Origin of the sequence: Citrobacter sp. Ca225, assembly GCF_030337175.1 — a bacterium.
GTDB lineage: Bacteria > Pseudomonadota > Gammaproteobacteria > Enterobacterales > Enterobacteriaceae > Citrobacter_A > Citrobacter_A amalonaticus.
Genome location: NZ_JAOWCD010000103.1, coordinates 205,788 through 230,003 on the forward strand (window position 1 = coordinate 205,788; position 24,216 = coordinate 230,003).

Annotated in this window: 17 protein-coding genes and 3 tRNA genes; 7 read left to right on the forward strand and 13 right to left on the reverse strand. The window is 54.9% G+C overall.

Annotated elements, in window-relative coordinates:
* Nucleotides 1-43: 43 nt before the first annotated feature.
* The 3 genes from OGW13_RS24830 (at nt 44) to OGW13_RS24840 (ending at nt 401) form a co-directional block, all read left to right on the forward strand.
* Nucleotides 44-120: transfer RNA gene (locus tag OGW13_RS24830), tRNA-Met, on the forward strand.
* Between the two features lie 63 nt (nt 121-183).
* A tRNA-Met gene (locus tag OGW13_RS24835) sits at nt 184-260 on the forward strand.
* A 64-nt stretch (nt 261-324) separates the two neighbouring features.
* A tRNA-Met gene (locus tag OGW13_RS24840) sits at nt 325-401 on the forward strand.
* Between the two features lie 72 nt (nt 402-473).
* Here OGW13_RS24840 and amiC read toward each other — a convergent pair.
* On the reverse strand, nt 474-1,727 hold the full coding sequence (amiC, locus tag OGW13_RS24845) for an N-acetylmuramoyl-L-alanine amidase AmiC (protein ID WP_042999483.1): 1,254 nt from the start codon (nt 1,725-1,727) through the stop codon (nt 474-476).
* Nucleotides 1,728-1,961: 234 nt separating this feature from the next.
* Between amiC and argA the strand changes: the two genes are divergently transcribed.
* Nucleotides 1,962-3,293, forward strand: a complete 1,332-nt coding sequence (gene argA / locus OGW13_RS24850) for an amino-acid N-acetyltransferase (RefSeq protein ID WP_042999482.1) — start codon at nt 1,962-1,964, stop codon at nt 3,291-3,293.
* A gap of 50 nt (nt 3,294-3,343) precedes the next feature.
* Here argA and recD read toward each other — a convergent pair whose 3' ends face one another.
* The 12 genes from recD to rppH form a co-directional block, all read right to left on the reverse strand.
* Nucleotides 3,344-5,161, reverse strand: a complete 1,818-nt coding sequence (gene recD, locus OGW13_RS24855) for an exodeoxyribonuclease V subunit alpha (protein WP_156595740.1) — start codon at nt 5,159-5,161, stop codon at nt 3,344-3,346.
* On the reverse strand, nt 5,158-8,703 hold the full coding sequence (gene recB, locus OGW13_RS24860; RefSeq protein ID WP_125339096.1) for an exodeoxyribonuclease V subunit beta: 3,546 nt from the start codon (nt 8,701-8,703) through the stop codon (nt 5,158-5,160). Before recB ends, recD begins: the two co-directional genes overlap by 4 nt.
* Nucleotides 8,696-11,584, reverse strand: coding sequence for a pitrilysin (gene ptrA, locus OGW13_RS24865; RefSeq protein WP_287116609.1), 2,889 nt, complete (start codon nt 11,582-11,584; stop codon nt 8,696-8,698). The genes recB and ptrA overlap by 8 nt, the downstream gene beginning before the upstream one ends.
* A 113-nt stretch (nt 11,585-11,697) precedes the next feature.
* Nucleotides 11,698-15,066, reverse strand: coding sequence for an exodeoxyribonuclease V subunit gamma (gene recC / locus OGW13_RS24870; RefSeq protein ID WP_109739439.1), 3,369 nt, complete (start codon nt 15,064-15,066; stop codon nt 11,698-11,700).
* A gap of 15 nt (nt 15,067-15,081) precedes the next feature.
* Nucleotides 15,082-15,402, reverse strand: a complete 321-nt coding sequence (locus OGW13_RS24875) for a prepilin-type N-terminal cleavage/methylation domain-containing protein (protein ID WP_054176844.1) — start codon at nt 15,400-15,402, stop codon at nt 15,082-15,084.
* Complete coding sequence (locus tag OGW13_RS24880; protein ID WP_109739440.1) at nt 15,387-15,794, reverse strand: DUF2509 family protein; 408 nt, start codon at nt 15,792-15,794, stop codon at nt 15,387-15,389. Before OGW13_RS24880 ends, OGW13_RS24875 begins: the two co-directional genes overlap by 16 nt.
* Nucleotides 15,791-16,354, reverse strand: coding sequence for a prepilin peptidase-dependent protein (locus OGW13_RS24885; protein WP_042999475.1), 564 nt, complete (start codon nt 16,352-16,354; stop codon nt 15,791-15,793). The genes OGW13_RS24880 and OGW13_RS24885 overlap by 4 nt, the downstream gene beginning before the upstream one ends.
* On the reverse strand, nt 16,345-16,815 hold the full coding sequence (locus OGW13_RS24890) for a prepilin peptidase-dependent protein (protein WP_042999474.1): 471 nt from the start codon (nt 16,813-16,815) through the stop codon (nt 16,345-16,347). The genes OGW13_RS24885 and OGW13_RS24890 overlap by 10 nt, the downstream gene beginning before the upstream one ends.
* Nucleotides 16,816-16,997: 182 nt before the next feature.
* Nucleotides 16,998-17,792, reverse strand: a complete 795-nt coding sequence (gene thyA, locus OGW13_RS24895) for a thymidylate synthase (RefSeq protein ID WP_042999473.1) — start codon at nt 17,790-17,792, stop codon at nt 16,998-17,000.
* A gap of 6 nt (nt 17,793-17,798) precedes the next feature.
* The gene (gene lgt, locus OGW13_RS24900) at nt 17,799-18,674 is read right to left on the reverse strand and encodes a prolipoprotein diacylglyceryl transferase (RefSeq protein ID WP_287116610.1); all 876 of its coding nucleotides are present in this window, start codon (nt 18,672-18,674) and stop codon (nt 17,799-17,801) included.
* Nucleotides 18,675-18,822: 148 nt separating this feature from the next.
* On the reverse strand, nt 18,823-21,069 hold the full coding sequence (ptsP, locus tag OGW13_RS24905) for a phosphoenolpyruvate--protein phosphotransferase (protein WP_044254183.1): 2,247 nt from the start codon (nt 21,067-21,069) through the stop codon (nt 18,823-18,825).
* A gap of 12 nt (nt 21,070-21,081) precedes the next feature.
* Entirely contained in the window at nt 21,082-21,612 is a 531-nt protein-coding gene (gene rppH / locus OGW13_RS24910) for an RNA pyrophosphohydrolase (protein WP_042999471.1), read from the reverse strand.
* Nucleotides 21,613-22,296: 684 nt separating this feature from the next.
* On the opposite strand from rppH, the gene mutH reads away from it, so the two are divergent.
* The 3 genes from mutH (at nt 22,297) to ygdR (ending at nt 24,125) form a co-directional block, all read left to right on the forward strand.
* A complete protein-coding gene (gene mutH, locus OGW13_RS24915) occupies nt 22,297-22,992 on the forward strand; it encodes a DNA mismatch repair endonuclease MutH (protein ID WP_044254180.1) in 696 nt (231 codons plus the stop codon).
* A gap of 63 nt (nt 22,993-23,055) precedes the next feature.
* Entirely contained in the window at nt 23,056-23,769 is a 714-nt protein-coding gene (locus OGW13_RS24920) for a TerC family protein (protein WP_042999468.1), read from the forward strand.
* 137 nt (nt 23,770-23,906) lie between these two features.
* The gene (gene ygdR, locus OGW13_RS24925) at nt 23,907-24,125 is read left to right on the forward strand and encodes a lipoprotein YgdR (protein ID WP_000758655.1); all 219 of its coding nucleotides are present in this window, start codon (nt 23,907-23,909) and stop codon (nt 24,123-24,125) included.
* Nucleotides 24,126-24,216: the final 91 nt, after the last annotated feature.

Consider the following 24,216-nt stretch of genomic DNA (forward strand, 5'->3'; position numbering starts at 1 on the left):
GGTTGCATGAAAATGTTAGCAGAGTATAGTGCGCATCCACGGACGCGGGGTGGAGCAGCCTGGTAGCTCGTCGGGCTCATAACCCGAAGGTCGTCGGTTCAAATCCGGCCCCCGCAACCAATTAAAATTTGATGCAGTACATGCTTCTGCTAAACAGCTTAAAATGCGCAGCAGAATGGCGGACGCGGGGTGGAGCAGCCTGGTAGCTCGTCGGGCTCATAACCCGAAGGTCGTCGGTTCAAATCCGGCCCCCGCAACCAATCAAATTTTGATGCAGTATCTAATTCTGCAAAGCAGTTTAAAAATGCGAAGCAGGAAGACGGACGCGGGGTGGAGCAGCCTGGTAGCTCGTCGGGCTCATAACCCGAAGGTCGTCGGTTCAAATCCGGCCCCCGCAACCAATACTAAACACCTTAACGGGTGTTTTTTTGTATCTGCGGTTCGTAAAAAAAGCGCTTTTCAGCGCTTTTTTATTATCCCCTTCTCGCCAGCGTCGCCCCATCGGCGAAGTACGCTTTGATCCCAGCCAGAATCGACTCTGCCACTTCCTGCTGGAAGGTGGCTGTTTTCAGCTTTCGCTCTTCTTCGATGTTACTGATAAACGCCGTTTCAACGAGAATCGACGGGATATCCGGCGCTTTCAGCACCGCAAACCCGGCCTGTTCCACCTGATTTTTATGCAGATTGTTAATCCTGCCGAGTTTGTTGAGCACCGCTTTACCAAACTTCAGGCTGTCGGCGATGGTCAGCGATTGCACCATATCGAACATGGTGTGGTCGACGTAGCGGTCGCCGCTTTTGCTCACGCCGCCGATCAAATCCGAGGCGTTCTGCGTTTGCGCCAGATATTTCGCCGCCGTACTGGTCGCCCCTTTGGTCGATAGCGCAAACACGGACGAACCGCTGGGCTGGCGACTGGTGAACGCATCCGCATGAATCGAGACAAACAGGTCGGCCCGCTGCTTCTGGGCTTTCGCCACTCGCACCTTGAGCGGAATGAAAATATCTTCATTTCGCGTCATATAAACCTTCATATTGCCTTCTTTCTCGATTAACGCGCGCAGCCGACGGGCAATCTGCAACACGACATCTTTCTCACGCGTCTTGTATTTACCGACAGCACCAGAATCCTCACCGCCATGCCCCGGATCGAGCATGATCACGATCGGGCGATCGCGCCCCGCTTTGCCCGGCTGAGGCCCACTCTGCGCGGGCGGTACCTGCTTATCAAGATCGCCTTTGTTGTAATCTTCCAGCAGCGCCAGCAGCGGATCCTGCATATCCTGCGCATTGGCCGGATAGAGATCCATAACCAGACGCTCTTTAAAACCCGCCACCGGTGCCAGCGCGAACAGCTGTGGTTTCACATTTTGCTTCAGTTCGAACACCATGCGCACGGTCTGCGGATCGAACTGTCCCACGCGTGCCGACTTAATGTAAGGATCGTCGGGGCGAATTTGCGCCGCCATGCCTTTCAGCACGGAATTCAGGTTCACACCTTCAATATCCACCACCACGCGTTCAGGATTGCTCAGCGCAAACTGCTTGTACTTCAGCTGTTGATTCGATTCCACCGTCACACGGGTGTAACTGGATGCTGGCCAAATACGAACCGCAATGACCTGACTGACCGCAGCCAGACCGACCTGACTGACGCTCAATAGCCACATGGCGCCCGCCCCTTGCAGTAAACGACGGCGGCTAATAGGTGGATTGGATCCTGACATGCTTCTCCCGAGCAAAATAAAACGTATTGGTGATGAGATAGTAAACGTCTAAATTGACCGGAAACTTTAACGAATGACGCATAATCTGTCATCTATAAAAGGGTAAACATTCTTATTGTATTCACGGTATTACTGAGAAAAAACTTTGTCAGGGTCAAAATTTGCACTTGCGCGCGGCGGAAAAACAGAATAAAAATACACTAATTACGAATAATCATGCAATGAGGATATGCCGTGGTGAAGGAGCGTAGAACCGAACTGGTACAGGGATTCCGCCATTCTGTTCCCTATATCAATACCCATCGGGGAAAAACGTTTGTCATTATGCTCGGCGGCGAAGCCATTGAGCATGAAAACTTTTCCAGCATCGTCAATGACATTGGGCTTCTTCACAGCCTCGGCATTCGCCTGGTCGTGGTTTATGGCGCGCGTCCGCAAATTGACGCCAACCTCGCCACTCATCACCATGAGCCGATGTATCACAAAAATACCCGCGTCACCGACGCCAAAACGCTGGAGCTGGTAAAGCAGGCGGCGGGAACGTTGCAACTGGATATCACCGCTCGCCTGTCGATGAGCCTGAACAATACGCCGCTACAGGGGGCGCATATCAACGTGGTCAGCGGCAACTTTATCATTGCGCAGCCGCTGGGCGTCGATGACGGCGTAGATTACTGCCACAGCGGACGTATCCGTCGCATCGATGAAGAGGCGATCCATCGTCAACTGGACAGCGGCGCCATTGTGCTGATGGGCCCCGTTGCGGTGTCTGTCACTGGCGAAAGCTTTAACCTGACTTCAGAAGAGATCGCCACACAACTGGCGATCAAACTGAAAGCCGAAAAGATGATCGGATTCTGTTCTTCGCAAGGGGTGACCAACGACGACGGTGATATCGTCTCCGAACTGTTCCCGAACGAGGCCCAGGCGCGCGTAGAAGCACAGGAAGAAAAAGGCGATTACAACTCGGGTACCGTACGCTTTCTGCGTGGCGCGGTGAAAGCCTGTCGCAGCGGCGTCCGTCGTTGTCACCTGATCAGTTATCAGGAAGATGGCGCACTGTTGCAGGAGCTGTTTTCGCGCGACGGTATCGGGACACAAATTGTGATGGAAAGCGCCGAGCAGATCCGCCGCGCCACCATTAACGACATCGGCGGGATCCTGGAGCTGATCCGCCCGCTGGAACAGCAGGGCATTCTGGTGCGTCGTTCACGCGAACAACTGGAAATGGAGATCGACAAGTTCACCATTATCCAGCGCGATAATATGACCATCGCCTGTGCCGCACTGTACCCCTTCCCGGAAGAAAAAATCGGCGAAATGGCCTGCGTGGCTGTCCATCCGGACTACCGCAGTTCTTCAAGGGGAGAAGTGCTACTGGAGCGGATCGCCGCCCAGGCGAAGCAGATTGGCCTGAGCAAGCTGTTCGTCCTGACGACCCGCAGCATTCACTGGTTCCAGGAACGCGGCTTCACGCCGGTGGATATCGACCTGCTGCCGGAAAGTAAAAAAGAGATGTACAACTATCAGCGGAAATCCAAAGTCCTGATGGCGGATCTGGGGTAGCGGTTATCGCATTGCCGGATAGCGACGCAAATGGCTTATCCGGCAACCTCTCATTTAAACAACGTCGACAGCCCACTGCGTCGTTCGGTTCGGGTGGCAATCGCACTGCCAAGTATGCGTTCATCGGCATATAACGACAGGCGGCGACGTGCGCGGGTCACGGCGGTATACACCAGTTCCCGTGTCACCACCGGCGTGCGCTGCGTGGGTAACACCAGCGCGGCATGATCGAACTCCGAGCCCTGAGATTTGTGCACCGTCATTGCCCAGGTCGTTTCATGCTCCGGCAGGCGGCTGGGCTGCACAGACTTAATACTGCCATCCGGCATCGCAAACCAGACCCTTAATCCTTGCCCACGATCGAGCGCCACACCGATATCGCCGTTAAACAAGCCCAGCGCGCTGTCGTTACGGGCAATCATCACTGGCCGTCCTTCATACCAGCGGGAATGTGGCAGGCGATGAATTTTGCGCTTTTGCTGCATAGCCAGTTCGATACGTTCATTCAGTCCGCTCACGCCAAACGGCCCTTCGCGCAGCGCGCACAGCAGTTGGAACTCATTGAATGCCTGAATGATTAATGCAGGCTCCGCGCGCGCCTGAAGCAGTTGCAGATAGTGTCCATAACCTGCCAGTGCGTTTTCAAGCATGGCGGTGTAATCTTCACTGCTCTCCAGCGTCCGTTTATCGATATCGCTGAAGCCTTGCAGGAAAATGTCGTTTATCGCCGCCTTATCGCCACGGTTAATCGCCGCCGCCAGTTGCCCGATGCCGGAATCGCTGCCAAAACGGTAGCTCTTTTGCAGCAGACAGAGGCTGTCCCGTAGCGTGGCGGCGTCTTCTCCAGCACCTGCCGGAACGGGCATCCCCGTCAGGCGAGCCAGTTGCTGTGCCCGTTCAGGGGTATAGCCCGCATTCACCCAGGCACAGATATCCCCCAGCACCGCCCCCGCCTCGACCGAAGCAAGCTGATCGCGATCGCCAAGGAAAATGATACGCCCGTGCGACGGCAATGCGTCGATCAAGCGCGACATCATCGGCAGGTCGATCATAGACGCCTCATCCACCACCAGCACATCCAGATGTAGCGGGTTGCCCGCGTGATGGCGTAAACGCTGACTACCGGGTTGCGCGCCCAGCAACCGGTGCAGAGTACTGGCATCATCCGGGATACGTTTCTTTTGTTCATCCGTCAGCGGCAACTGACGCAGCGCCTTGCCTAAGGACTCCGTCAAACGCGCCGCTGCTTTACCCGTCGGCGCCGCCAGGCGAATACGGCAACGCTCGCCTTCCTCCATCTGGATCAGCGCCGCCAACAGCCTAGCCACGGTGGTTGTTTTCCCCGTTCCCGGCCCGCCTGAAATCACCGAAATACGGCGGGTCAGCGCGACCGCCGCGGCGACTTTTTGCCAGTTGATTTCGTTTGTCGTCGGGAACAGCGCTTCCAGCGTTTGCGTCAGCAAGGTTTCATCCACCTCAATGGGTCGATTCACCTCGCTAAAGAAATGAGCAACGGTACGTTCGTTGCACCACATCCGGTTCAGGTACAAACGGTCGCCATGAAGGACCATCGGCGATGGCCGCTCTCCATGACTCACGGCGTCAGAAGCGAGCAGGCATTCTTCCCAGTTTTCGGGTTCGCCAATGTCGCTAAGGCATGAAGAATAGAAAGGGGGATTATCTGCATTCAGCGCCAGTTGAGAAAGCGGTAAACAGACGTGCCCTTCTCCGGCATCCCGGCTGAGTAACGCCGCTGCCAGCGTCACGGCAGGTTCATGTTCGCCGGTCACCGCCAGCGCGAATTGCACATCCAGCGGGCGCAGTTGCTTCTGCCCGACGGCCTCAAGTAATCGCTTCTGTAGCGTCATGATGCCTCCTCCAGCGCCACCCCGGCAAACATCTCGTCCATCCGGGTAATCAACTCACCCGCCGGGCGTGTGGTGTAAATCCCCTGCTGCGGCTGTTTGCTGTCCACGCCGCGCAGGAACAGATAAATCACGCCGCCAAAATGGCGCTCGTAGTCGTAATCTGCGATGCGATGGCGCAGATACCGGTGCAGCGCGAGGGTATAGAGCTGATACTGCAAATCATAGCGATGCGCCTGCATGGCCGCCGCCATCGCCTCTGGGGTGTAAGCGGCGCTGTTTTCTCCCAGCCAGTTCGATTTGTAATCCAGCAGGTAATAGCGCCCGTTGTGACGAAATACCAGATCGATAAAGCCCTTCAGCATCCCGCGAACCTGGGTGAACTCCAGTGGCGGACAGCCCGCCGAGAGCGGGTCAAACTGGCGGATCAGCGCATCCAGGTTTTCCGCAATAAGCGGTTGGCTAATGGGCAGATAAAACTCCATCTCGACCTGTTTTTCACGCGCAGAAAGCTGGCTCAGACTGACGCCAGTCTCATTGAGTGGCGCATGGAGAATCGCCGTCACCCACGCGGTGATGACCGGTTCCCAGTCGGCATCGTAGCCACCAAGCTCCAGTTTTTCCTGCACCCAGGCAGCCTCAACCGGCTGGGTAAAATCGAGATCTTCAAACAGGCTGTGTAAAAATGTTCCTGGCGATGCGCCGCGTGGGAACTGGTGCGGCGTCAGTTCCGGCTCCTCAACCACTTCACCCACGCCTGTCGCATCGATATCCAGTCGCGGCATCAGATCCTGTGCGATGCCGTGACCACGCTGTTGCAGGCCGGAATAGCTGGTCACCCGCCAGTTGTCGCCCGGCGTTCGTTGTACCCGTCGGGCATTCAGAGACGCCTCGCTCGCAACGGTGCCAGGCAACGGCTCCATACTGACCGCGTCCGGGATACGACAGACGATGTTCTCATCGCAAACTGCGTCTATCGCCGAGCGTAGCCCGGCGGCATCCATCGGTTCGCCTTTTTGCAGCAGACGCCCCAGCGCGCTCTGATGCACATCGGTATCGCCCTTTTTATCGCCCCGACGACGAACCAGAGGTGCGACGCCCAGACTGCAGTGCCAGACTGAACGCGTCAGCGCCACGTACAGTAAACGCAAATCTTCCGCCAGCCTTTCGGCTTCCGCCAGCGCCACGCTTTCGTCCGCCTCGCTCAGATCCAGAACTGCTTCAAACGAGTTGCGGTCGTGATAAAACGCCTGATCCTGAACGCGGAAATTCGTGATAAACGGCAGCCAGACCAGCGGATACTCCAGCCCTTTTGACTTGTGGATGGTGACGATCTGCACCAGATGGCTGTCGCTTTCCAGACGCATTTGCTGGCTGGAAGCATTGCTGTCAGGCTCAAGAATATGCTGCGAGAGCCAGCGCACCAGCGCATGCTCGCTTTCCAGTTGCGAAGCGGCCTCCTGCAATAGCTCACTGATGTGCAAAATATCGGTCAGGCGACGCTCACCTCCCGCCGTTGCCAGCAGGTTCTCCGCAATCTGTCGCGCTGACATCAGCGCACGCAGCATCGGCATCACGCCACGTTTTTGCCAGATTTGACGGTAGCCGACAAACTCGTCAACCACCCGATCCCAGGCGTTTTCATTGCCATTGAGCATGTCAATGTCGCGCGCGTTCAACCCCATCATTGAGGCCGCCAGCGCGCTGCGTAGCGTATTTTCTTTTTCCGGCGCCATCACCGCCTGTAGAAGCCAGAGCATCTCCTGCGCTTCCAGCGTTTCAAACACGCTGTCGCGGTTGGAAAGATAGACGGACGGAATCGCCAGTTGTGTCAGAGCATCGCGTACCTGCGCCGCTTCCTGGCGGCTACGCACCAGCACGCTGATATCCGCCGCGCTCACCGGACGCGCGTCGTGGCCGCTGATAAGCATCGCCTCTCCACGCAACCCGGCCTTCAGCCAGTCGCGGATCTGCGCAGCACACACCTGCGCCATATAGCTTTGATAATCGCCTATTCCGCAGCTTTCTCCTTCCATCAACCACATCGTCATTGCGGGCTGAGTTTCGCCGTAAAATTCAAAACGCAGCGACTGGTTTTTTTCGGCGTATTTCACCGGCTGGAACGGGATCTCGCGGAACATGAAAGCGTCATCCATCAGGCCGAACAGCCTGTTGACGCTGTTCACCATGCCTGGTGCGGAACGCCAGTTGGTGTCGAGGGTATAGTGCGCGCTGACCTCACTGCGGGCCTTCATATAGGTAAAAATATCCGCGCCGCGAAACGCATAAATCGCCTGCTTCGGGTCGCCAATCAGTAGCAGTGCAGTGTCTGGCTGATGCTGCCAGATGCGACGGAAAATACGGTATTGCTGCGGATCGGTATCCTGGAACTCATCGATCATTGCTACCGGGAAGCGGGTACGGATCGCCGCCGCCAGCGCATCGCCGCTTTCACTGCGCAACGCGCTATCCAGTCGGCTGAGCATATCGTCAAACCCCAGTTCACCCCGGCGGCGTTTTTCTTTCGCCACCGTTTCACGGATCTCCGCCAGCGCGCGGGTGATCATCAGATCTCTGAGCGTCAGCGGTTCCGCCAGTAATTCATCAATCGCGACAAACAGCGGATGCTGCGGCACAACGCCGCCTTCTTTGGTTCTGTCCTCAAGGAAACGCTGAGAGAATTTCTCCAGTGCCTCTGGCAACTGGTAGCTTTGCGTTGCGGACTGCGCCCAGGCGCTGATCTTCTCAATCCATTTGCCCTGGTTGCCACGGTTGAATTTACGCCGGTCGATGCCTGAGGCTTCCATCAATCCCTCAAGTTCACCCACAGCATCACACCATTGTTGCTTAAGCGCATTGATTCGCTGCACGATCTGCTGATGACGGGACGCCAGCGTTTCGTCATCCGGCGGTGGCGCTTTGATAACCGGCGCTTCCCCTTGCAGGTAACGGTTAATATCCGCCAGCAGCGCCTGTGGCCCTTTCCACGTTTCAAACACCACCTCGGCAATTTCACGCGGCAGGGGGTAACAGTGACGGCGCCAGAAATCCGCACAGGCCTGATAACGCAGAAGCGATTCATCCTCGATCAGCTGTTGTTCAAATAACATGCCGGATTCGAAGGCATTCAGACTCAGCATGCGCTGACAAAAACCGTGGATGGTGAATACCGCCGCCTCATCCATCTGTCTTTCGGCGAGCAGCAGCCACTGCGCCGCCTGCTTTTTATCGTCGATTTCATCCAGCAGACGGGCATAAAGGGGGTTGTCAGTCGATTCGCGCAGGCAGGCGATACGCAGCTCATGAATATTACTGCGGATACGCCCGCGCAACTCTTCGGTGGCGGCCTCAGTAAAGGTTACCACCAGCAGTTCTTCAACGGTCAGGGGACGGGGAAAGGCGGAAGACCCGCCGAGCCCGAGGAGCAGGCGCAGATAGAGCGCCGCGATAGTAAAGGTTTTGCCGGTGCCCGCAGAGGCTTCAATCAGGCGCTCGCCCGTGAGGGGCAAGCGCAGGGGATCAAGGGACTCGGCGACATCATTCATTCTGTTCTCTCACCAGGGGCAAAGTTTGCTGCAACGCGCTGACGTTGTCCCACACTTTCCAGCCTTCCGGGTGCACATAGTGCGGCTTCCCGTTTGGACCGCCGGAAATCTGCGACAGTACCGCCATGCCTTGCGGCTCGACCACCGCCTGATGGAAGAAATCAGCAAGTTTTTGCGGCGTCAGCTGTTTTATCTGAGCCACAATTTTATCACGTGAATCGAAACGCATATTGCCGCGATCGAAATCTTTGCTTAATTTCGACGCTTCTTCACCCAGCGTTTGCGGTGCCTGCAACATCTGCGCGACGATCGCCTGTTTAATCTGGGCGAACTCTTCCGGTTTCATGGCCCGCAGTTTTGCTTCCGCCGTGGGGAAAAACGCCTTGTAGCGTTCCCAGAGATACGGCGGCTGTTTATCGCTGCTTTGCAGCAGGAAACCCATTCCCCACTGGCGTCCGACGCTCATCGGGAAGGCAAACACCGCATACCCTAACTGCTCTTCCGTTCGCAGTTGATTGTAGAACCACGGCTGGACAATCTGGCCCAGCATGGCGCTGTAGGCCGAGCTGGCATACTCGTCATAACCGGCAGGGACAAAGACTGCCGCCAGCGCGGAGTCGGTACTGCTGCCCGCTTTTTCAAAAATGACAGACTGCTTCTTATCCACCAGCACATCTTTGTTGCGACACCATTCGGAACCGTTCGCCCCCAGCTGTTTCTGGATATCCCGCGCCATCGTCGTGATCTGCGCTTCGCTCATGTTGCCAACCGCCAGAAACTCCGTACGAGCGCCCGTTTTCAATGCTTCACGGTAGGCCATCACCTCTTTCAGGGTGATCGACGGCAGCAGTGCACGCCGTTCGTCACGGGAAAAATAAGGCACCTGAGAGATCATCTGCACCGGCATAATCGCCTGCTCGTAGGCTTTCCCCTTTTCGGCAGAATCCATCATCTGGCTATACCAGGATTTCGCCTGCTCAAGCTGCTCTTCAGTTGCGGTATAGCTGAAATAACCTGCAAGCAATGCCTGGAAAAGTTGCGGCAGACGCTGCGTATAGCCGTCAGCATTGAGCATTAAGCCATTGTTAGCGTTGGTTGAGAAACCGATGCCGCCCACCGCCGCCTGGTTACTTAACTGATCGAGCGCAATTCCCGCCAGATAATCGTTCAGCGCAAACATGACCTGGTTTCTGGCGCTGTCCATCGCCTGTGGATTACGCAGAATGACGCTCACGTCCGCTTTCGGTTCGCTGGCGAAATACTGGCTCGGGGTGTATACCACGCGCAAATTAGGCTCATCGACAATCAGCGCCGGACGGTCGTATTTCTTTTCCGGCTTGATCAGCGTGAAATCGCTAGGAATGTAAGGGTTCAGTTCCGGCAGAGACAGGGCTATCTCCTGCGCTTTCTTCTGCCACTCGCTGAACGTCTGCTCGCTGATTTTATTGACCTGATAAGGAGCATCAACAAAGTAAGCGGTCTTGTTGTGAGGTTCTTTTGGGCTAATGTACCAGATTCGCGCATTTTGCGGCGTCATCATCTCCAGACGCGCCTGAATGGCTTTCGCATCGTATTGATCAGCAATGTTCACTGCGTCCAGAGTATGCGCCACCGGCACGCGGATCATGGTATCCGCCAGCCATTCGACGTAATCCATATCACGGGTGATCGACGGGTAACGGAAGTCCAGATCAAGCACATGCGACAGCTCGTCAAAGTAGCGTTTATCGACGCCCTTTTCGCGTAACAGATTGAGATAGCTGAAAATAGCCGCAACCACTTCTTCGCGGTTCGCCAGCCCTTTGTCGGTCAGGGTAGCGGAAATGGCTAACACACCGCTGTTGCCGTTGACTACCGGATCGGAGTCCGCGCGAATACCTTCCACCAGCCCTTGTTTTTGCAGCCAGTCAGAAAGCGTACCCGGGCTACGGTTACCGATCAGATAGGTGATCAGTTCATCGGTTTTACTACGAAACTGCGCACTGTTGTTGTCGATTCGGAACTCAACGCGCAGCACTTTACGCGGCAGCGCAGGTACGTAATGGATGATAACGCCCTTCTGCGCATCAGTGACGACCGGAACGGTAATTTCCGGCTTCTCGATATTCTTGTTGGGCACTCGCCCAAAGGTCTCTGCAGCAATCTTTGCCAGTTCCGGCAATGGCTTATTGCTGTAGATAACCGCTTTCATCAGATTGGCGGAGTAATACTTGCTGTGAAAATCGCGCAACGCCTGTTGCACCGGATTACCCGGTTTGTCGCTTAAGGTTTCCAGGTTGCCGCCGGAAAAACGTGAACCGGGGTGAGCCGGGTTGATGGTTTCCGCGCTCACCTGCGCCATTCGCATCCCGTCACGGGTACGCGCCATCGTCAGCTCAGCGTTTACTGCATTGCGCTCACGCTCGGCATATTTTTTATCCAGTAACGGTTCAGCAATGGCATCGGCCAGGCGGTCAACGGCACCAGTAAGCGCGTCGTTTTCCACTTCCAGATAGAACGCCGTGCGGTACGGCGCGGTGCTGGCATTGTGGCTGCCGCCGTGCAATTTGAGGTATTCCGCAAGGCTATCGGCCTGTGGGTACTTTTTCGATCCCATCAGACACATGTGTTCAAGATAATGTGCCAGCCCCTGATGCGCATCGGGATCTTCCAGAGACCCCACGGGCACCACCAGCGCAGAAAGCGATTTCACCGCCTGCGGGTCGGATACCAGTAATACCACCAAACCATTATCGAGACGGACGGCCTGATACTGGCGGGTATCTTTGTCGCTTTTACGGATGGTTTCCGCAATGGGCTGCCAACCGGTATCTGCCTGACTTAAAGGCGCCCAAAAGGCGACCAACAACAGTAACGCTTTGAACCAGGTGCTGCGGGGCATTCAAGAACCTCATCATTAACTTTCTTTCTGCGCAAAGACACATTGGATGCTTCTCTGAGCAGGGCAACGCATCATAAAGGAAGCATCAAAATTGCGCAATTTTTATACAATCATCACGACTGATTAAATCTGAAAAGCGGAAGCAGGTAACGTTGTGACTGCAAAATAATGGCCTCAAAGGTTTCAGAGTCCAGTTGTCGCCACAGGCGCTGATACCAGATATCCTCGCCTTCGCCACGCACAACCATGTTGCCTTCGTAAGCCTGCATAAACTTCACGCGGGCTTTTTGACGCGTATCATCGTCATCTAACATGGCATCATTTGCCGCGTCATAACAGGTTTTTATCCACGCGCCGCCGCTTTCCGGTAGCACCAGTAGCGGTGTGGACATCCCTTCGCGATATCCGTCAATCAGTTGCGCCAGATACCCCAATGCCTGCTCTTGCTCCAGCGGTGGGAATCGCCACTCTCCGTCTTTTCGCAAAAACAGCCGGCTTTCACCTTTTCCTCCGCAGGCACAATAGACAAGGTGTTCGAGCCAAAGTTGCACGCCTTGTGAAATGCTGATTAACGAAGGCCGCCAGCGCAACAGACCATCTTCTTGCACCTGCGGCAGCCAGCCCGTCAACTGTACGCCATTGCAGTGCAGATCAACCTCCAGGCTTTGGCTCGGCTGACGACAAGCCACGATCCTGTCCGCCAGCGTCTGCATTTCCTGATGCTGAGCTTCCCAGAGGATATCGCCATAGGCCCCATACGGCAGATCCCCCGCCGCACGGAAGCGACGGAACAGACGTTCGGCATCATCCTGTTCAACCAGCGTATTCAGTAACTGCTGGTTGAGCTGATAACGGGTCAGCCCTTCCAGGGTAAACGGTTCGGTGTCCGGGATCTCACGCTCTTCGGAGCGGAAATTAACCTGCAGACGCTGCTGGAAAAACGCCCGCACCGGATGCGCCCAGAAGCGCTGCAGCGTTTCCAGACTCAGCGTCTCTGGCATATCAAAGGCTAACGGCTGCACAAAATCGCTATGGGCTTCTCCACGACGGCTTGCCGCCGGTAGCCATTCGCTGGCGTAGCTCTGCTGTTTACCGGGCAGGAAGTTTTGCGCATCGAACGGCATACGGGTATGCAGGCGGGCGATATGCGCTTTCACTCGTTTCTCGCTCTCATCGCTGGTTAACGCGTCGTCACCCGGCAGGTAGTGGCTTTGTCCGATGTAATCGAGCAGCTCCTGCACCAGCACGGAAGGAAACCGTTCGCTGTTATCCTGGATCGAGCGCCCGATATAGCTGATGTAAAGCGACTGCTGGGCAGAAATTAAGGCTTCAAGGAACAGATAACGATCATCATCACGACGACTGCGATCCCCACGCATTGGTTTCTGGCTCATGAGATCAAAACCGAGCGGCGCAAGCTGGCGCGGATAAACACCGTCGTTCATTCCCAGCAGACAGACCACTTTGAAAGGAATGGAGCGCATCGGCATCAGCGTACAGATGTTTACCGGCCCGGCTAAAAAGCGCTGACTAATTCGCTCCTGATCCAACCGCTTCGCCAGTTCATCGCGCAACAGGGATAGCGGAACCGCATCACCATACTTAGCCTCTATACCTTCGGCGATGATCGCCTGCCACTGCTGCTCAATCAGCGTCATGGCCGCCTCGGTTTCAGCGTCAGGCAGGAAGAAATCGTTGAGCATCTCGCGACACACTGGCAGCCACTCTTCCAGTGGACGTTCCTGTGCCAGGCCACGACGCCAGAGATTAAGCTGCATCAGTAACGACGCCAGATGCCCTACCAGTTCGGCGATGAGTCCGCTGGACTCATCGTAAGGCAGAACGGACTGCCACTCACCCTGCGCACTTTCCATGGCATAGCCCAGCAGCATGCGCGTCAGGCCAAACTGCCACGTATGCTGTCCCGTTGTCGGAAGTTCCAGTTCGCGCACGTTGTCGTCATCAATACCCCAGCGAATGCCCGATTCATTGACCCACAACCGCAAGTAACGCAATCCTTCTTCGCTGATATTGAAGCGTGCCGCCAGCACCGGGACATCCAGCAGCGCCAGCACGTCCTCAGAAACAAAACGGCTGTCAGGCAGAGACAGCAGGCTGATGAAGGCCTGCAACACCGGATGTGACTGACGCGCCCGACGATCGGAAATCGCATAAGGTAGATAACGCTCCGCAGGGGCGCTGCCAAAGACGGCCTGAATAAACGGGCTATAGCTGTCGATATCCGCCACCATCACGATGATGTCACGCGGGGTGAGCGTTGGGTCTGCCTCCAGCATTGCCAGAAGACGATCGTGGAGGACTTCAACTTCACGCTGGGGGCTATGACAGACATGGAAGGTGACGCTGGTGTCGTTTGGATCAAGGCGTCGCTTATTGTCACTGCGGGAATACTCTTCCAGACTCACGCCCGCCACTGCGCGGTTTTCCAGCTCAAGGATATCGGCCTGGATGTTATGCAGCAGGTTATCCGGCGTAATGTCGACAAACGCATCCAGCTCCTGGCTGTTTTCCAGTTCAGAGAGCAGATAAATATAGTCGCGCCCCAGTTTCCCCCACGAGGCCAACATCGGGTTACCGACATCCTGTTCGCCATCGCCGTTAAACAAACTTTCGGCATTCGCATTGTCACGAAACAGCGGTAAATGACGGTCTTCAAAACTGTGTCGCCGCTGACGTGCCAGCAGTTTTGCCAGATACGCCGGATCTTTAATATCGCCCCAGTAGTAGCGGCAGGGATTGGTGAAGAGCAGATGAATCTCGATATGTTTACCGAGCGCCTGCAGTGCCTGTAGGTATACCGGTGGCAGCGCGGAGATCCCGCAGATAAACACACGAGAAGGAAGTCCTGGCGGGCAAGTGGTTGCCTTCTCCAGAGTCTGGATAAACCGTTGATAGAGATTGGCACGATGCCAACGCGGTTGTCCCAGCGCATCGGTATATTCCACCAACGCTTTCCATAGCGGCGCCTGCCAGCTTTGCGCCTCTCCTAACCCGTCGACCATTCGCCCCGCTTCCCACTGGGTTAGCCATTCCGGTCGGTACACCAGATACTGATCGAAAAGATCCGCCGCGCGCGACGACAACTGAAACAACTTACGTTTATCCGTATCGTCCGTCAGATAGTGGCGTAGTAACGCGAAATCATCATGATCCAGCAGTTGCGGGAGCAGCGTCATCAACTTCCAGCTCATGCTTTGTTTGCTGAAAGCGCTCTCTTTGGGGATCTCCGGCAGTACGCGGACGAACATTTCCCAGATAAAACTTGCCGGGAGTGGGAATTCTATGTTGGCGGCGATACCAAATTTCTGCGAAAGGGTCATCTGTAGCCACTGCGCCATCCCGGTACTCTGTACCAGAATCATTTCCGGCTCAAAAGGATCGTCCAGCCGCTCGCGCTCGACGATGAACTCCATCAATGCTTCCAGCACATCCAGACGATTTGAGTGGTAGACCCTTAACATAGAGACTCCTGGCAACTAACGGTTTGGGCAGTGCAGGCGCGTCATTTTCCCCTGCCTGCCCTGAGGTGAAGATAGCGTAACGCTGATGCTGACACATCCCGCCTGCGTTGTCTGCATCCGGTTAACCTGCCAGTTAACAGGTGGCGAAAACGAACGCAGTTGCGTCTGCTGCCAGCCCTGACGCCAGAGTTGCAGGTACTGGCTCCTGATGAAAAAACCGTTCATTAGCGCGCGCTGGTATCCGGAAAGCGCCGTCACCACCATCACCATAAGAACCATTGCCAGTATCACCTCTGGCAGGCTAAATCCGCACTGGCGGCTCAGGGGAGCTGGCATAGCGCGACCTCCCGTAGCGGACAGAAATCGCTCCAGCCATGAAGAGAAAAGACGACGTTTTCCTCCTGTTGCTCGCCTTCTCGCCATAGGGAGGTTCCCTGATAGCTGGCAATAAGCAAAGCGCGACTGTTGGCGAGTCTGCGCAGGCAGACGGGGACATTGGCATCCCCGTAGTACCGACACGGTTTATCCGAGCTTATCGACCATGGCTGCATCCTGCCCCACTCCATGGCTGACTGTACGACAGCCTGGCGTTGCAGAGCCTGACTTTCTATCGTCACCCGTGAAGCAAAACTGCTCTGCTGCTGGTTAACGCCCTGCAACAGTAAGCTGCCGAGGACCAACAGCAGCAGAACCAGCGCCAGAGAGGAGACGCCCCGTTCGTGGTTCATAAATTAAACCCGGTAACGCTGTAGCGTGCATCGACCACGGTTTGCGGATCCCTCCGGCTAATGCCGCGCAGATGTATGGTCAATTCGGGTGCAAAGCCCGCGATATCCTGAGGCACAACCTCAAATGCCGTAATGTGTACGACGTCAGGATCGGTCATTTTATCCCATCCTTTTCCACTGCACGTTTTCGCGCCGCGCTGCGTCTCCAGCACGTTATCATTCAGGCGAAACCCGGTTTGTTCAGCTTCCTTTACCGGCTCGCTTTCCCAGACGCCATTCGCGTTGGCGTCCCACTGAACGATGACACACTGTCCCGCGTTGGTAATGTTTACTCCATCACCACTACAGCTACCGTGGCAATATCCTGCGCGTTGGAGGTGTTTCGCAATGGTGTACACCCGCTGCCACATGTCATCCTCCAGCGCGAGTCTGCGGGTCTGCTGCAAAATATCGCGCTGTAATGCCGGTAAAAAACGGGCGGCTCCCAGCAACAGTACGCTGCTGATCGCCATTGCAATCAGCACCTCAAGCAGAGAGAAACCGCGTTCACTCACCGACAACCCTGGGTATCGTCGCGCTCGCACAAGCGGATGCGTCCCCACGGTGAAACCACTACCCGCCATTCGCCTGTCGAATTTTTCAGTCGGATATTCCCCGGCCACGCGGTATTGCGCTGACCATAAAACGTCAGTGAAGCTGTAATCCCGACGAGCTCGACATCGTGCCAGAGCGGCACAAAAACGAACGCCGAGCGCGGCGTACAGGTATTTCGTGAGGCTGTCGAACTGACAAGACACCATGACGCGTCCTCCCTGATGGCGGTAATGATGTGATCGCGGTTATGCCAGTTGGCATCTTCCCGTAGCTGCAGCAAGAAATCGCGCAACTGACAGGCGGTCTGCCAGAGATGTTGCTGTTGCTGCCACTGCTGCCAACCATAGAGTCCTGTTGCACTCAGGCTGATAATAATAAGCATCGCGACCAGCGTTTCGATGAGCGTATAGCCCTGCTGTGTATTCATGACGGCAGTATGACGCGTCGGGAGGTTAACACGAGGCGAGAATTCAGGTTTTTCGGCGCTTTACGAAAGAAATTTACTCTGTTACAGCAGGTTGCATCATTTCAGGAACCTGCGCCGAAAAACCAAAATTTGGGTAAAAAAAACCGACGCGCAAAGGCGTCGGTTATGACAGGATAAAGCCGTCAGATAGCAACCGGCGCTTTTATCCCCGGATGCGGGTCGTAACCCTCGATTTCAAAATCTTCGAAGCGATAATCGAAGAGGGAATCAGGTTTACGTTTAATCACCAGTTTCGGCAGTGCGCGCGGTTCGCGAGTCAGTTGCAGATGCGTCTGCTCCATGTGGTTGCTGTACAGATGCGTGTCACCACCGGTCCAGACGAAATCGCCGACCTCCAGATCGCACTGCTGCGCCATCATATGCACCAGCAACGCATAGCTGGCGATGTTAAACGGCAGGCCGAGGAACACGTCGCAGGAGCGCTGATACAGCTGGCAAGAGAGCTTGCCGTCCGCGACATAGAACTGGAAGAACGCGTGGCATGGCGCCAGCGCCATTTTGTCCAGTTCGCCGACGTTCCACGCCGAAACGATGATACGGCGCGAATCAGGATCATTTTTCAACTGGTTCAGCACCGTCGTGATCTGATCAATGTGGCGACCGTCCGGCGTTGGCCAGGCGCGCCACTGTTTGCCATACACCGGGCCCAGGTTGCCGTTTTCATCCGCCCATTCGTCCCAGATGGTGACGTTATTGTCGTGCAGATAGGCCACGTTGGTGTCACCTTGCAGAAACCACAGCAGCTCGTGGATGATGGAGCGCAAGTGGCAACGTTTTGTCGTCACCAGCGGGAATCCTTCCTGCAGGTTAAAACGCATCTGATGACCAAAAATGGAAAGCGTTCCGGTTCCGGTACGGTCGTTTTTCTGTGTGCCTTCATCCAGCACTTTTTGCATCAGTTCTAAATACTGTTTCATGGTTCCTCAGGAAACGTGTTGCTGTGGGCGACGGCGATAGGCCCAAACCATCATGATCACACCAGCGACAATCATCGGAATCGAGAGGATCTGTCCCATGCTGATGTACTGTACCCATTCACCGGTGAACTGCTGATCCGGCTGACGGAAGAATTCAACAATGATACGAAACGCGCCGTAGCCAATCAAAAACAGCCCGGAGACTGACCCCATCGGACGCGGTTTACGAATAAACAGGTTAAGAATGATAAACAGCACTACGCCTTCCAGCGCCATCTCATAGAGCTGAGACGCATGGCGCGGTAAAGAGCCGTAGGTATCAAAAATAGATTGCCATTGCGGGTTGGTTTGCAGCAGCAGAATGTCTTCAGTGCGCGACCCGGGAAACAGCATGGCGTAAGAGAAATTCGGGTCGACACGGCCCCACAGTTCGCCATTGATAAAGTTGCCCAGACGCCCGGCCCCCAGCCCAAAGGGGATCAGCGGCGCAATAAAATCAGAGACCTGGAAGAAACTGCGCTTCGTGCGTTTGGCGAAGATAATCATCACCAGAATCACACCAATCAGCCCACCGTGGAAGGACATACCTCCGTCCCAGACGCGGAACAGGTACAGCGGATTATCCAGGAACAGCGGGAAGTTATAGAACAGTACATAGCCAATACGCCCCCCGAGGAAGACCCCGACGAAACCTGCATAAAGTAAGTTTTCGACTTCATTTTTGGTCCAGCCACTGCCCGGACGGTTGGCTCGGCGCGTCGCCAGCCACATCGCGAAAATAAAGCCGACCAGATACATTAAACCGTACCAGTGAAGTGCGACGGGTCCAATTGAGAAAATGACCGGATCGAATTCCGGAAAATGCAGATAGCTACTGGTCATCTGTCACCACAAGTTCTTGTTATTTCGCTGAAAAAACTCAGCAAGCGATATGCGCACCCACTACTTACAGGCGCTCCAAAGGAGCGAATGATAGCATACGAGGTTCTGTGAGGCTGTCGGGAAGATGTAAAAGATCTGTATAGCGCTTTTACAACCCCCCTCGAATCAGGCCGCCCATGCCGCGACGCTCCATAAACGCTGCCACCTGATGGCGCACTTCCGTTGCCAGTTGTGCCTCAAGGCTGCGTTGGGCAAGGATTTTTGCCTCTTCGTAATCAATGCGACGCAGCAGGTATTTTACGCGCGCCACAGAGCGACCGTTCATTGAAAGATGGCGAAAACCCAGTCCAATCAGGATGGTGACGCACATCGGATCGCCCGCCATTTCGCCACATACGCGCAGGTCGATATCGCTACGCTCAGCTTCCTGCGCAATCATCGACAGCGCGCGTAGCATTCCTGGATGCAAACTGTCATAAATGCTGGCAACGCGCGTATTGTTGCGATCCACCGCCAGCACGTACTGGGTCAGATCGTTAGTCCCGACGGAGACAAAATCGATACGACTCGCCAGATTCGGCAGCATAAAGACCATCGACGGTACTTCCAGCATGATGCCGATACGCGGTTTCGGGATCGCGTACCCAATCATCTCTTCCACTTCGCGGCCCGCACGTTCAATCAGGCGGCGCGCTTCATCCACCTCATCGATACTGGTTACCATCGGCAGCAGAATACTCAGGTTGCCCGTCGCCGCATTGGCGCGCAGCATCGCCCGCACCTGGACAAGGAAGATTTCCGGCTGATCGAGCGTAATGCGGATGCCTCGCCAGCCCAGGCAGGGATTCTCCTCGCTGATTGGCATGTACGGCAGCTGTTTGTCCGCGCCAACGTCCAGCGTTCGTAACGTCACCGGCTTGTCATTAAACATCTGCAACATGCCCTGGTACTGCGCCACCTGCTCTTCTTCCGAAGGGAAACCGCTTTGCAGCATGAAGGGAATTTCGGTGCGATACAGGCCAATGCCGTCGATACGACTGCCCAGCTTTTCTTCATGTTCCGGGCTGAGTCCCGCGTTCAGCATAACTTTGATCCGCTCACCGCTTTTCAGCTGTGCGGGTAAATTGACGTCATCTTCCGCCAGTCGGCTGAGCTCGTTCTCTTCGCTGATAAGCCGCTGATATTCCTGGATCAATACCGGTTCAGGATCGACCAGCAGCTCACCGCGGTAGCCATCCACCACCAGCGTACGCCGGTGCAGCACCGATGGCTGAATATCGGCGCCCATCACGGTGGGAATCCCCATGGCACGGACCATGATCGCGGCATGGGAGTTGGCCGCCCCGTCGCGGACAACAACGCCCGCCAGCCGGTCCTGCGGCAGTTCCGCCAGCGTGGTGGCCGAGAGTTCATCAGCCACCAGCACGAAGCGTTCTGGCCAGGCATTTGGCCCTTGTATGGAATCATCGAGATGGAACAGCAGGCGTTGGCCCAGCGCACGCAGGTCGCCTGCACGCTCTTTGAGATAGTTGTCGCTCAGCGCGGCAAACTGTTCGGCAAACTTTTCGATGATCGTTTTGACCGCCCATTCGGCCACAGACCCTTTATCCACTTCGGCAAACAGCTCGCGTCGCAGGCGGGCATCGGAAAGCAGGTGCGAATAGAGATCGAATATCGCGGCGGTCTCTTTCTGCGCCCCAGCGGCAAACCGCTTGCTGTAACGGCGAAACTCATTTGCCGCCTCTTCCAGCGCACCGGTCAGGCGCTCACGCTCCAGAGCGGGATCCAGCGTCGAGGCCTGATACACCTGCTCCATCAGCGGTAGCGTCGCATCCTGCCAGCCTTCGGCAATCGCCACGCCCGGCGCCGCCGGTAGCGCACGAATTCGAGTCTGGCGATACTGGCCGAACAGGGCGGTAAGCTGAGATTGTGACAGAATCGCTGCCATCTGCGTGGCAAGTGTCACCAGGAAAGATTCTTCGCTTTCATCGTACTGGCGCAGTTCGCGCTGCTGTACAACGAGGACGCCCAGCAGTTGACGACGCTGAATGATCGGCACCCCGAGGAAGGCACGGAAGCGTTCTTCTTTTACCGAGGGGATGTATTTAAAACTGGGGTGTTTTTGCGCATCAGCGAGGTTAATAGGTTCCGCCAGCCTGCCAACCAGGCCGACGATACCTTCATCAAATGCGAGTGCGACAGTACGACCGCGCGGTTTTTTAAGCCCCCGCGTCGCCATGAGGTAATAACAACGTCGGTCATGATCGGCCAGATAAACCGAGCAGACCTCTGTATCCATCGCAAGACAGATGTCAGTAACCAGAATATTCAGCGCTTCATTAAGACGCGGAGCACTGGCCACCTTTTCGACTATTTCGCGCAGGCGGGTGAGCATAATTTGCGTGGCTTAACCTCTTTTACGTCGATAAGCAGGTGTATTTTGCGGTTTTGGCGTCGCTTCCTGAAGCGCCATCACAACACTTGCGAACTCTTTCATCACCCTGCGGTAGACATCGCGTTTAAATGAAACCACTTGCCGGACCGGATACCAGTAACTTACCCAACGCCAGCCGTCAAACTCAGGAGTGCTGCTGGTTTGCATATTGATTTCCGCGTCCCCGCTCATCAACTGCAAAAGAAACCACTTTTGTTTCTGGCCGATACACACCGGCTTTGTATCCCAACGCACCAAACGTTTCGGTAACTTGTAACGCAACCAGTTGCGAGTAGAGGCAAGGATTCGCACATCTTTACGGCTTAACCCTACTTCTTCAAACAGTTCCCGGTACATCGCCTGTTCTGCTGATTCTCCTGGATTTATCCCACCCTGTGGGAACTGCCAGGAGTGCTGACCAAACCGCCGGGCCCACATCACTTGCCCCTGACGATTACAAATTACGATACCTACATTTGGGCGGTAGCCATCGTCATCAATCACCGGACTACCTCAACATAAACCTTATATGAGAATGATTGTTTCACACTCCTGACAGACGGTAAACCACTGAGTTACGGCGGTGTGCATCTAATAACAATTGAATAACTCACAGTTAATGACAAAGTTATAAACAGACACTCACCCATTCGGGCGATTTTATTCACCTTTTCTGTGGATAGAGTTGTGAAGAAGTACGGAATTACTCCGGGAAAACCCGGAACAGTCTGAATAAACGGACAAGAAGGTGAAAAAAATATTTTCTTTTATTCATGGGGTTACTGGCTCGTTTTAGCGATAACCAGGCAAAAAGGTGATAGCCATCACACTGACGATCCTCAGGCTGATGAAAGATCGAACAGCGCCGACTTTATCCACAGATTGTGCCAATAAGTTAAACACAAATTGTGTGAAAATTCGATTTTTGTCGCACGTCAAGGCTGTAAATGGAAACAGTAGTCGGGGTTTTTCACAGTTATCCCATCTTTCTGTGGATAACATGGTGTAAGATCCTGTTTAAATTCAGTGACCAGAAATGGAAAACCTATTTTTATGTTGCGCAACACGTGACGTCAGAAACTAAAAACCAATATAAATCATGACATTGAATATGACATGTGGAAAACGATAAACTTCTTTCTCACGGTATAAAATCCTTGTTCATTTTTTCACCTAAGGTGTAACGCCATGTCCGGACTCCATCCTTTACGCTTTCCACCGGAATCTGAAGCCCTTCTGCTCCAGCAAGCGCAGCAGCTTTCGGGCTATTCGCTGGGCGAACTGGCGGCGATGGCAGGTATTGTTGCGCCGAAAGATCTCAAGCGGGACAAAGGCTGGATCGGCGTATTACTGGAACTCTGGTTGGGGGCCAGCGCCGGAAGTAAGCCTGAACAGGATTTCGCCGCATTAGGCGTCGAATTGAAAACCATTCCTGTGGATAGCCTCGGCCGGCCGCTTGAAACCACCTTTGTCTGCGTTGCACCGCTGACCGGAAACAGCGGCGTGACGTGGGAAACCAGTCACGTACGACACAAACTGAAGCGGGTACTGTGGATCCCGGTAGAAGGCGAACGCAGCATTCCCCTCGCGCAGCGGCGGGTGGGATCGCCAGTACTGTGGAGCCCTGATGAAGAAGAAGACCGTCAGTTACGGCTCGACTGGGAAGAATTAATGGACATGATTGTGCTCGGTCAGGTTGAACGTATCACTGCCCGCCATGGCGAATTTTTACAACTACGACCGAAGGCGGCAAACGCCAAAGCGCTCACCGAGGCGATCGGCGCCCAGGGCGAGCCAATACTGACGTTGCCGCGTGGTTTTTACCTGAAAAAGAACTTCACGCGCGCCCTGCTGGAACGCCACTTTTTGTTACAGCAGCGTTAGACTTTCGCCTTGTGTCCGGGAAGCATATAATTAGCCTTTCTTTTTTTGGCAGGACTTTGTTCAATGTTATTTGCATGGATAACCGATCCTAACGCCTGGCTTGCGCTCGGTACGCTGACGCTGCTGGAGATCGTGCTTGGGATCGATAATATTATTTTCCTCTCACTGGTGGTTGCAAAACTCCCGACTGCGCAACGTGCGCACGCCCGTCGTCTCGGTCTCGCAGCGGCGATGATCATGCGACTGGCGCTGCTGGCCTCCATCGCCTGGGTGACCCGGCTGACCAATCCGCTGTTCGAGGTGTTTGGTGAAGCCATTTCCGCCCGCGACCTGATCCTTCTGCTCGGCGGATTGTTCCTGATCTGGAAAGCGAGTAAGGAGATCCACGAATCCATTGAAGGTGAAGAAGAGGGGGTGAACATGCGCGTCAGCTCCTTTCTGGGGGCCATCGTGCAGATCATGCTGCTCGACATTATCTTCAGTCTGGACTCGGTGATCACGGCGGTTGGCTTGTCCGATCATCTGTTCATCATGATGGCGGCGGTGGTAATTGCCGTTGGCGTAATGATGTTTGCGGCGCGTCCTATAGGCGAGTTTGTCGACAGGCACCCGTCCGTGAAGATGCTGGCGCTGTCGTTTCTGATTCTGGTGGGCTTCACCCTGATCCTGGAAAGCTTCGACGTTCACGTGCCGAAGGGTTACATCTATTTCGCCATGTTCTTCTCGATTGCGGTTGAGAGCCTGAACTTGTTGCGAAACAAAAAGAACCCGCTGTAATTGTCCTTTTCGCTCCCTGCGGGGAGCGAACCTCTCCCCTTTTCTCCTCTCAGATTAAGATTTTCCTGCTTTTCCTGCCCACAACTTCAGGTTATTACTAGACTGTTATCAGACGCAGGCCACGTGAGGATAAATGGATGAAAAAATGGGCAGTGATAATTTCCGCAGTAGGACTGGCTTTTGCTGTTTCCGGTTGTAGCAGCGATTATGTCATGGCGACCAAAGATGGTCGGATGATCCTGACCGACGGGAAACCCGAAATTGATGACGATACCGGTCTGGTGAGCTACCACGACCAGCAGGGCAACGCCATGCAAATTAACCGCGACGACGTTTCTCAAATCATTGAACGTTGAAGATTGAGGTCAGCCGCGTTGCTGGCCTTAACAATTTTTCTTCCCTTTTTCCCTTCCCTCAGCCATTTTTATAATCCTTATGTCGTGATTA

Coding starts and splice junctions, on each gene's coding strand:
- recB (WP_125339096.1), bottom strand. CDS start 8,703: ATGAATGATGTCGCCGAGTCCCTTGATCCCCTGCGCTTGCCCCTCACG.
- ptrA (WP_287116609.1), bottom strand. CDS start 11,584: ATGCCCCGCAGCACCTGGTTCAAAGCGTTACTGTTGTTGGTCGCCTTT.
- OGW13_RS24890 (WP_042999474.1), bottom strand. CDS start 16,815: ATGAATACACAGCAGGGCTATACGCTCATCGAAACGCTGGTCGCGATG.
- thyA (WP_042999473.1), bottom strand. CDS start 17,792: ATGAAACAGTATTTAGAACTGATGCAAAAAGTGCTGGATGAAGGCACA.
- recC (WP_109739439.1), bottom strand. CDS start 15,066: ATGTTAAGGGTCTACCACTCAAATCGTCTGGATGTGCTGGAAGCATTG.
- recD (WP_156595740.1), bottom strand. CDS start 5,161: ATGACGCTACAGAAGCGATTACTTGAGGCCGTCGGGCAGAAGCAACTG.
- mutH (WP_044254180.1), top strand. CDS start 22,297: ATGTCCGGACTCCATCCTTTACGCTTTCCACCGGAATCTGAAGCCCTT.
- OGW13_RS24880 (WP_109739440.1), bottom strand. CDS start 15,794: ATGAACCACGAACGGGGCGTCTCCTCTCTGGCGCTGGTTCTGCTGCTG.
- ygdR (WP_000758655.1), top strand. CDS start 23,907: ATGAAAAAATGGGCAGTGATAATTTCCGCAGTAGGACTGGCTTTTGCT.
- lgt (WP_287116610.1), bottom strand. CDS start 18,674: ATGACCAGTAGCTATCTGCATTTTCCGGAATTCGATCCGGTCATTTTC.
- OGW13_RS24920 (WP_042999468.1), top strand. CDS start 23,056: ATGTTATTTGCATGGATAACCGATCCTAACGCCTGGCTTGCGCTCGGT.
- OGW13_RS24875 (WP_054176844.1), bottom strand. CDS start 15,402: ATGCCAGCTCCCCTGAGCCGCCAGTGCGGATTTAGCCTGCCAGAGGTG.
- ptsP (WP_044254183.1), bottom strand. CDS start 21,069: ATGCTCACCCGCCTGCGCGAAATAGTCGAAAAGGTGGCCAGTGCTCCG.
- amiC (WP_042999483.1), bottom strand. CDS start 1,727: ATGTCAGGATCCAATCCACCTATTAGCCGCCGTCGTTTACTGCAAGGG.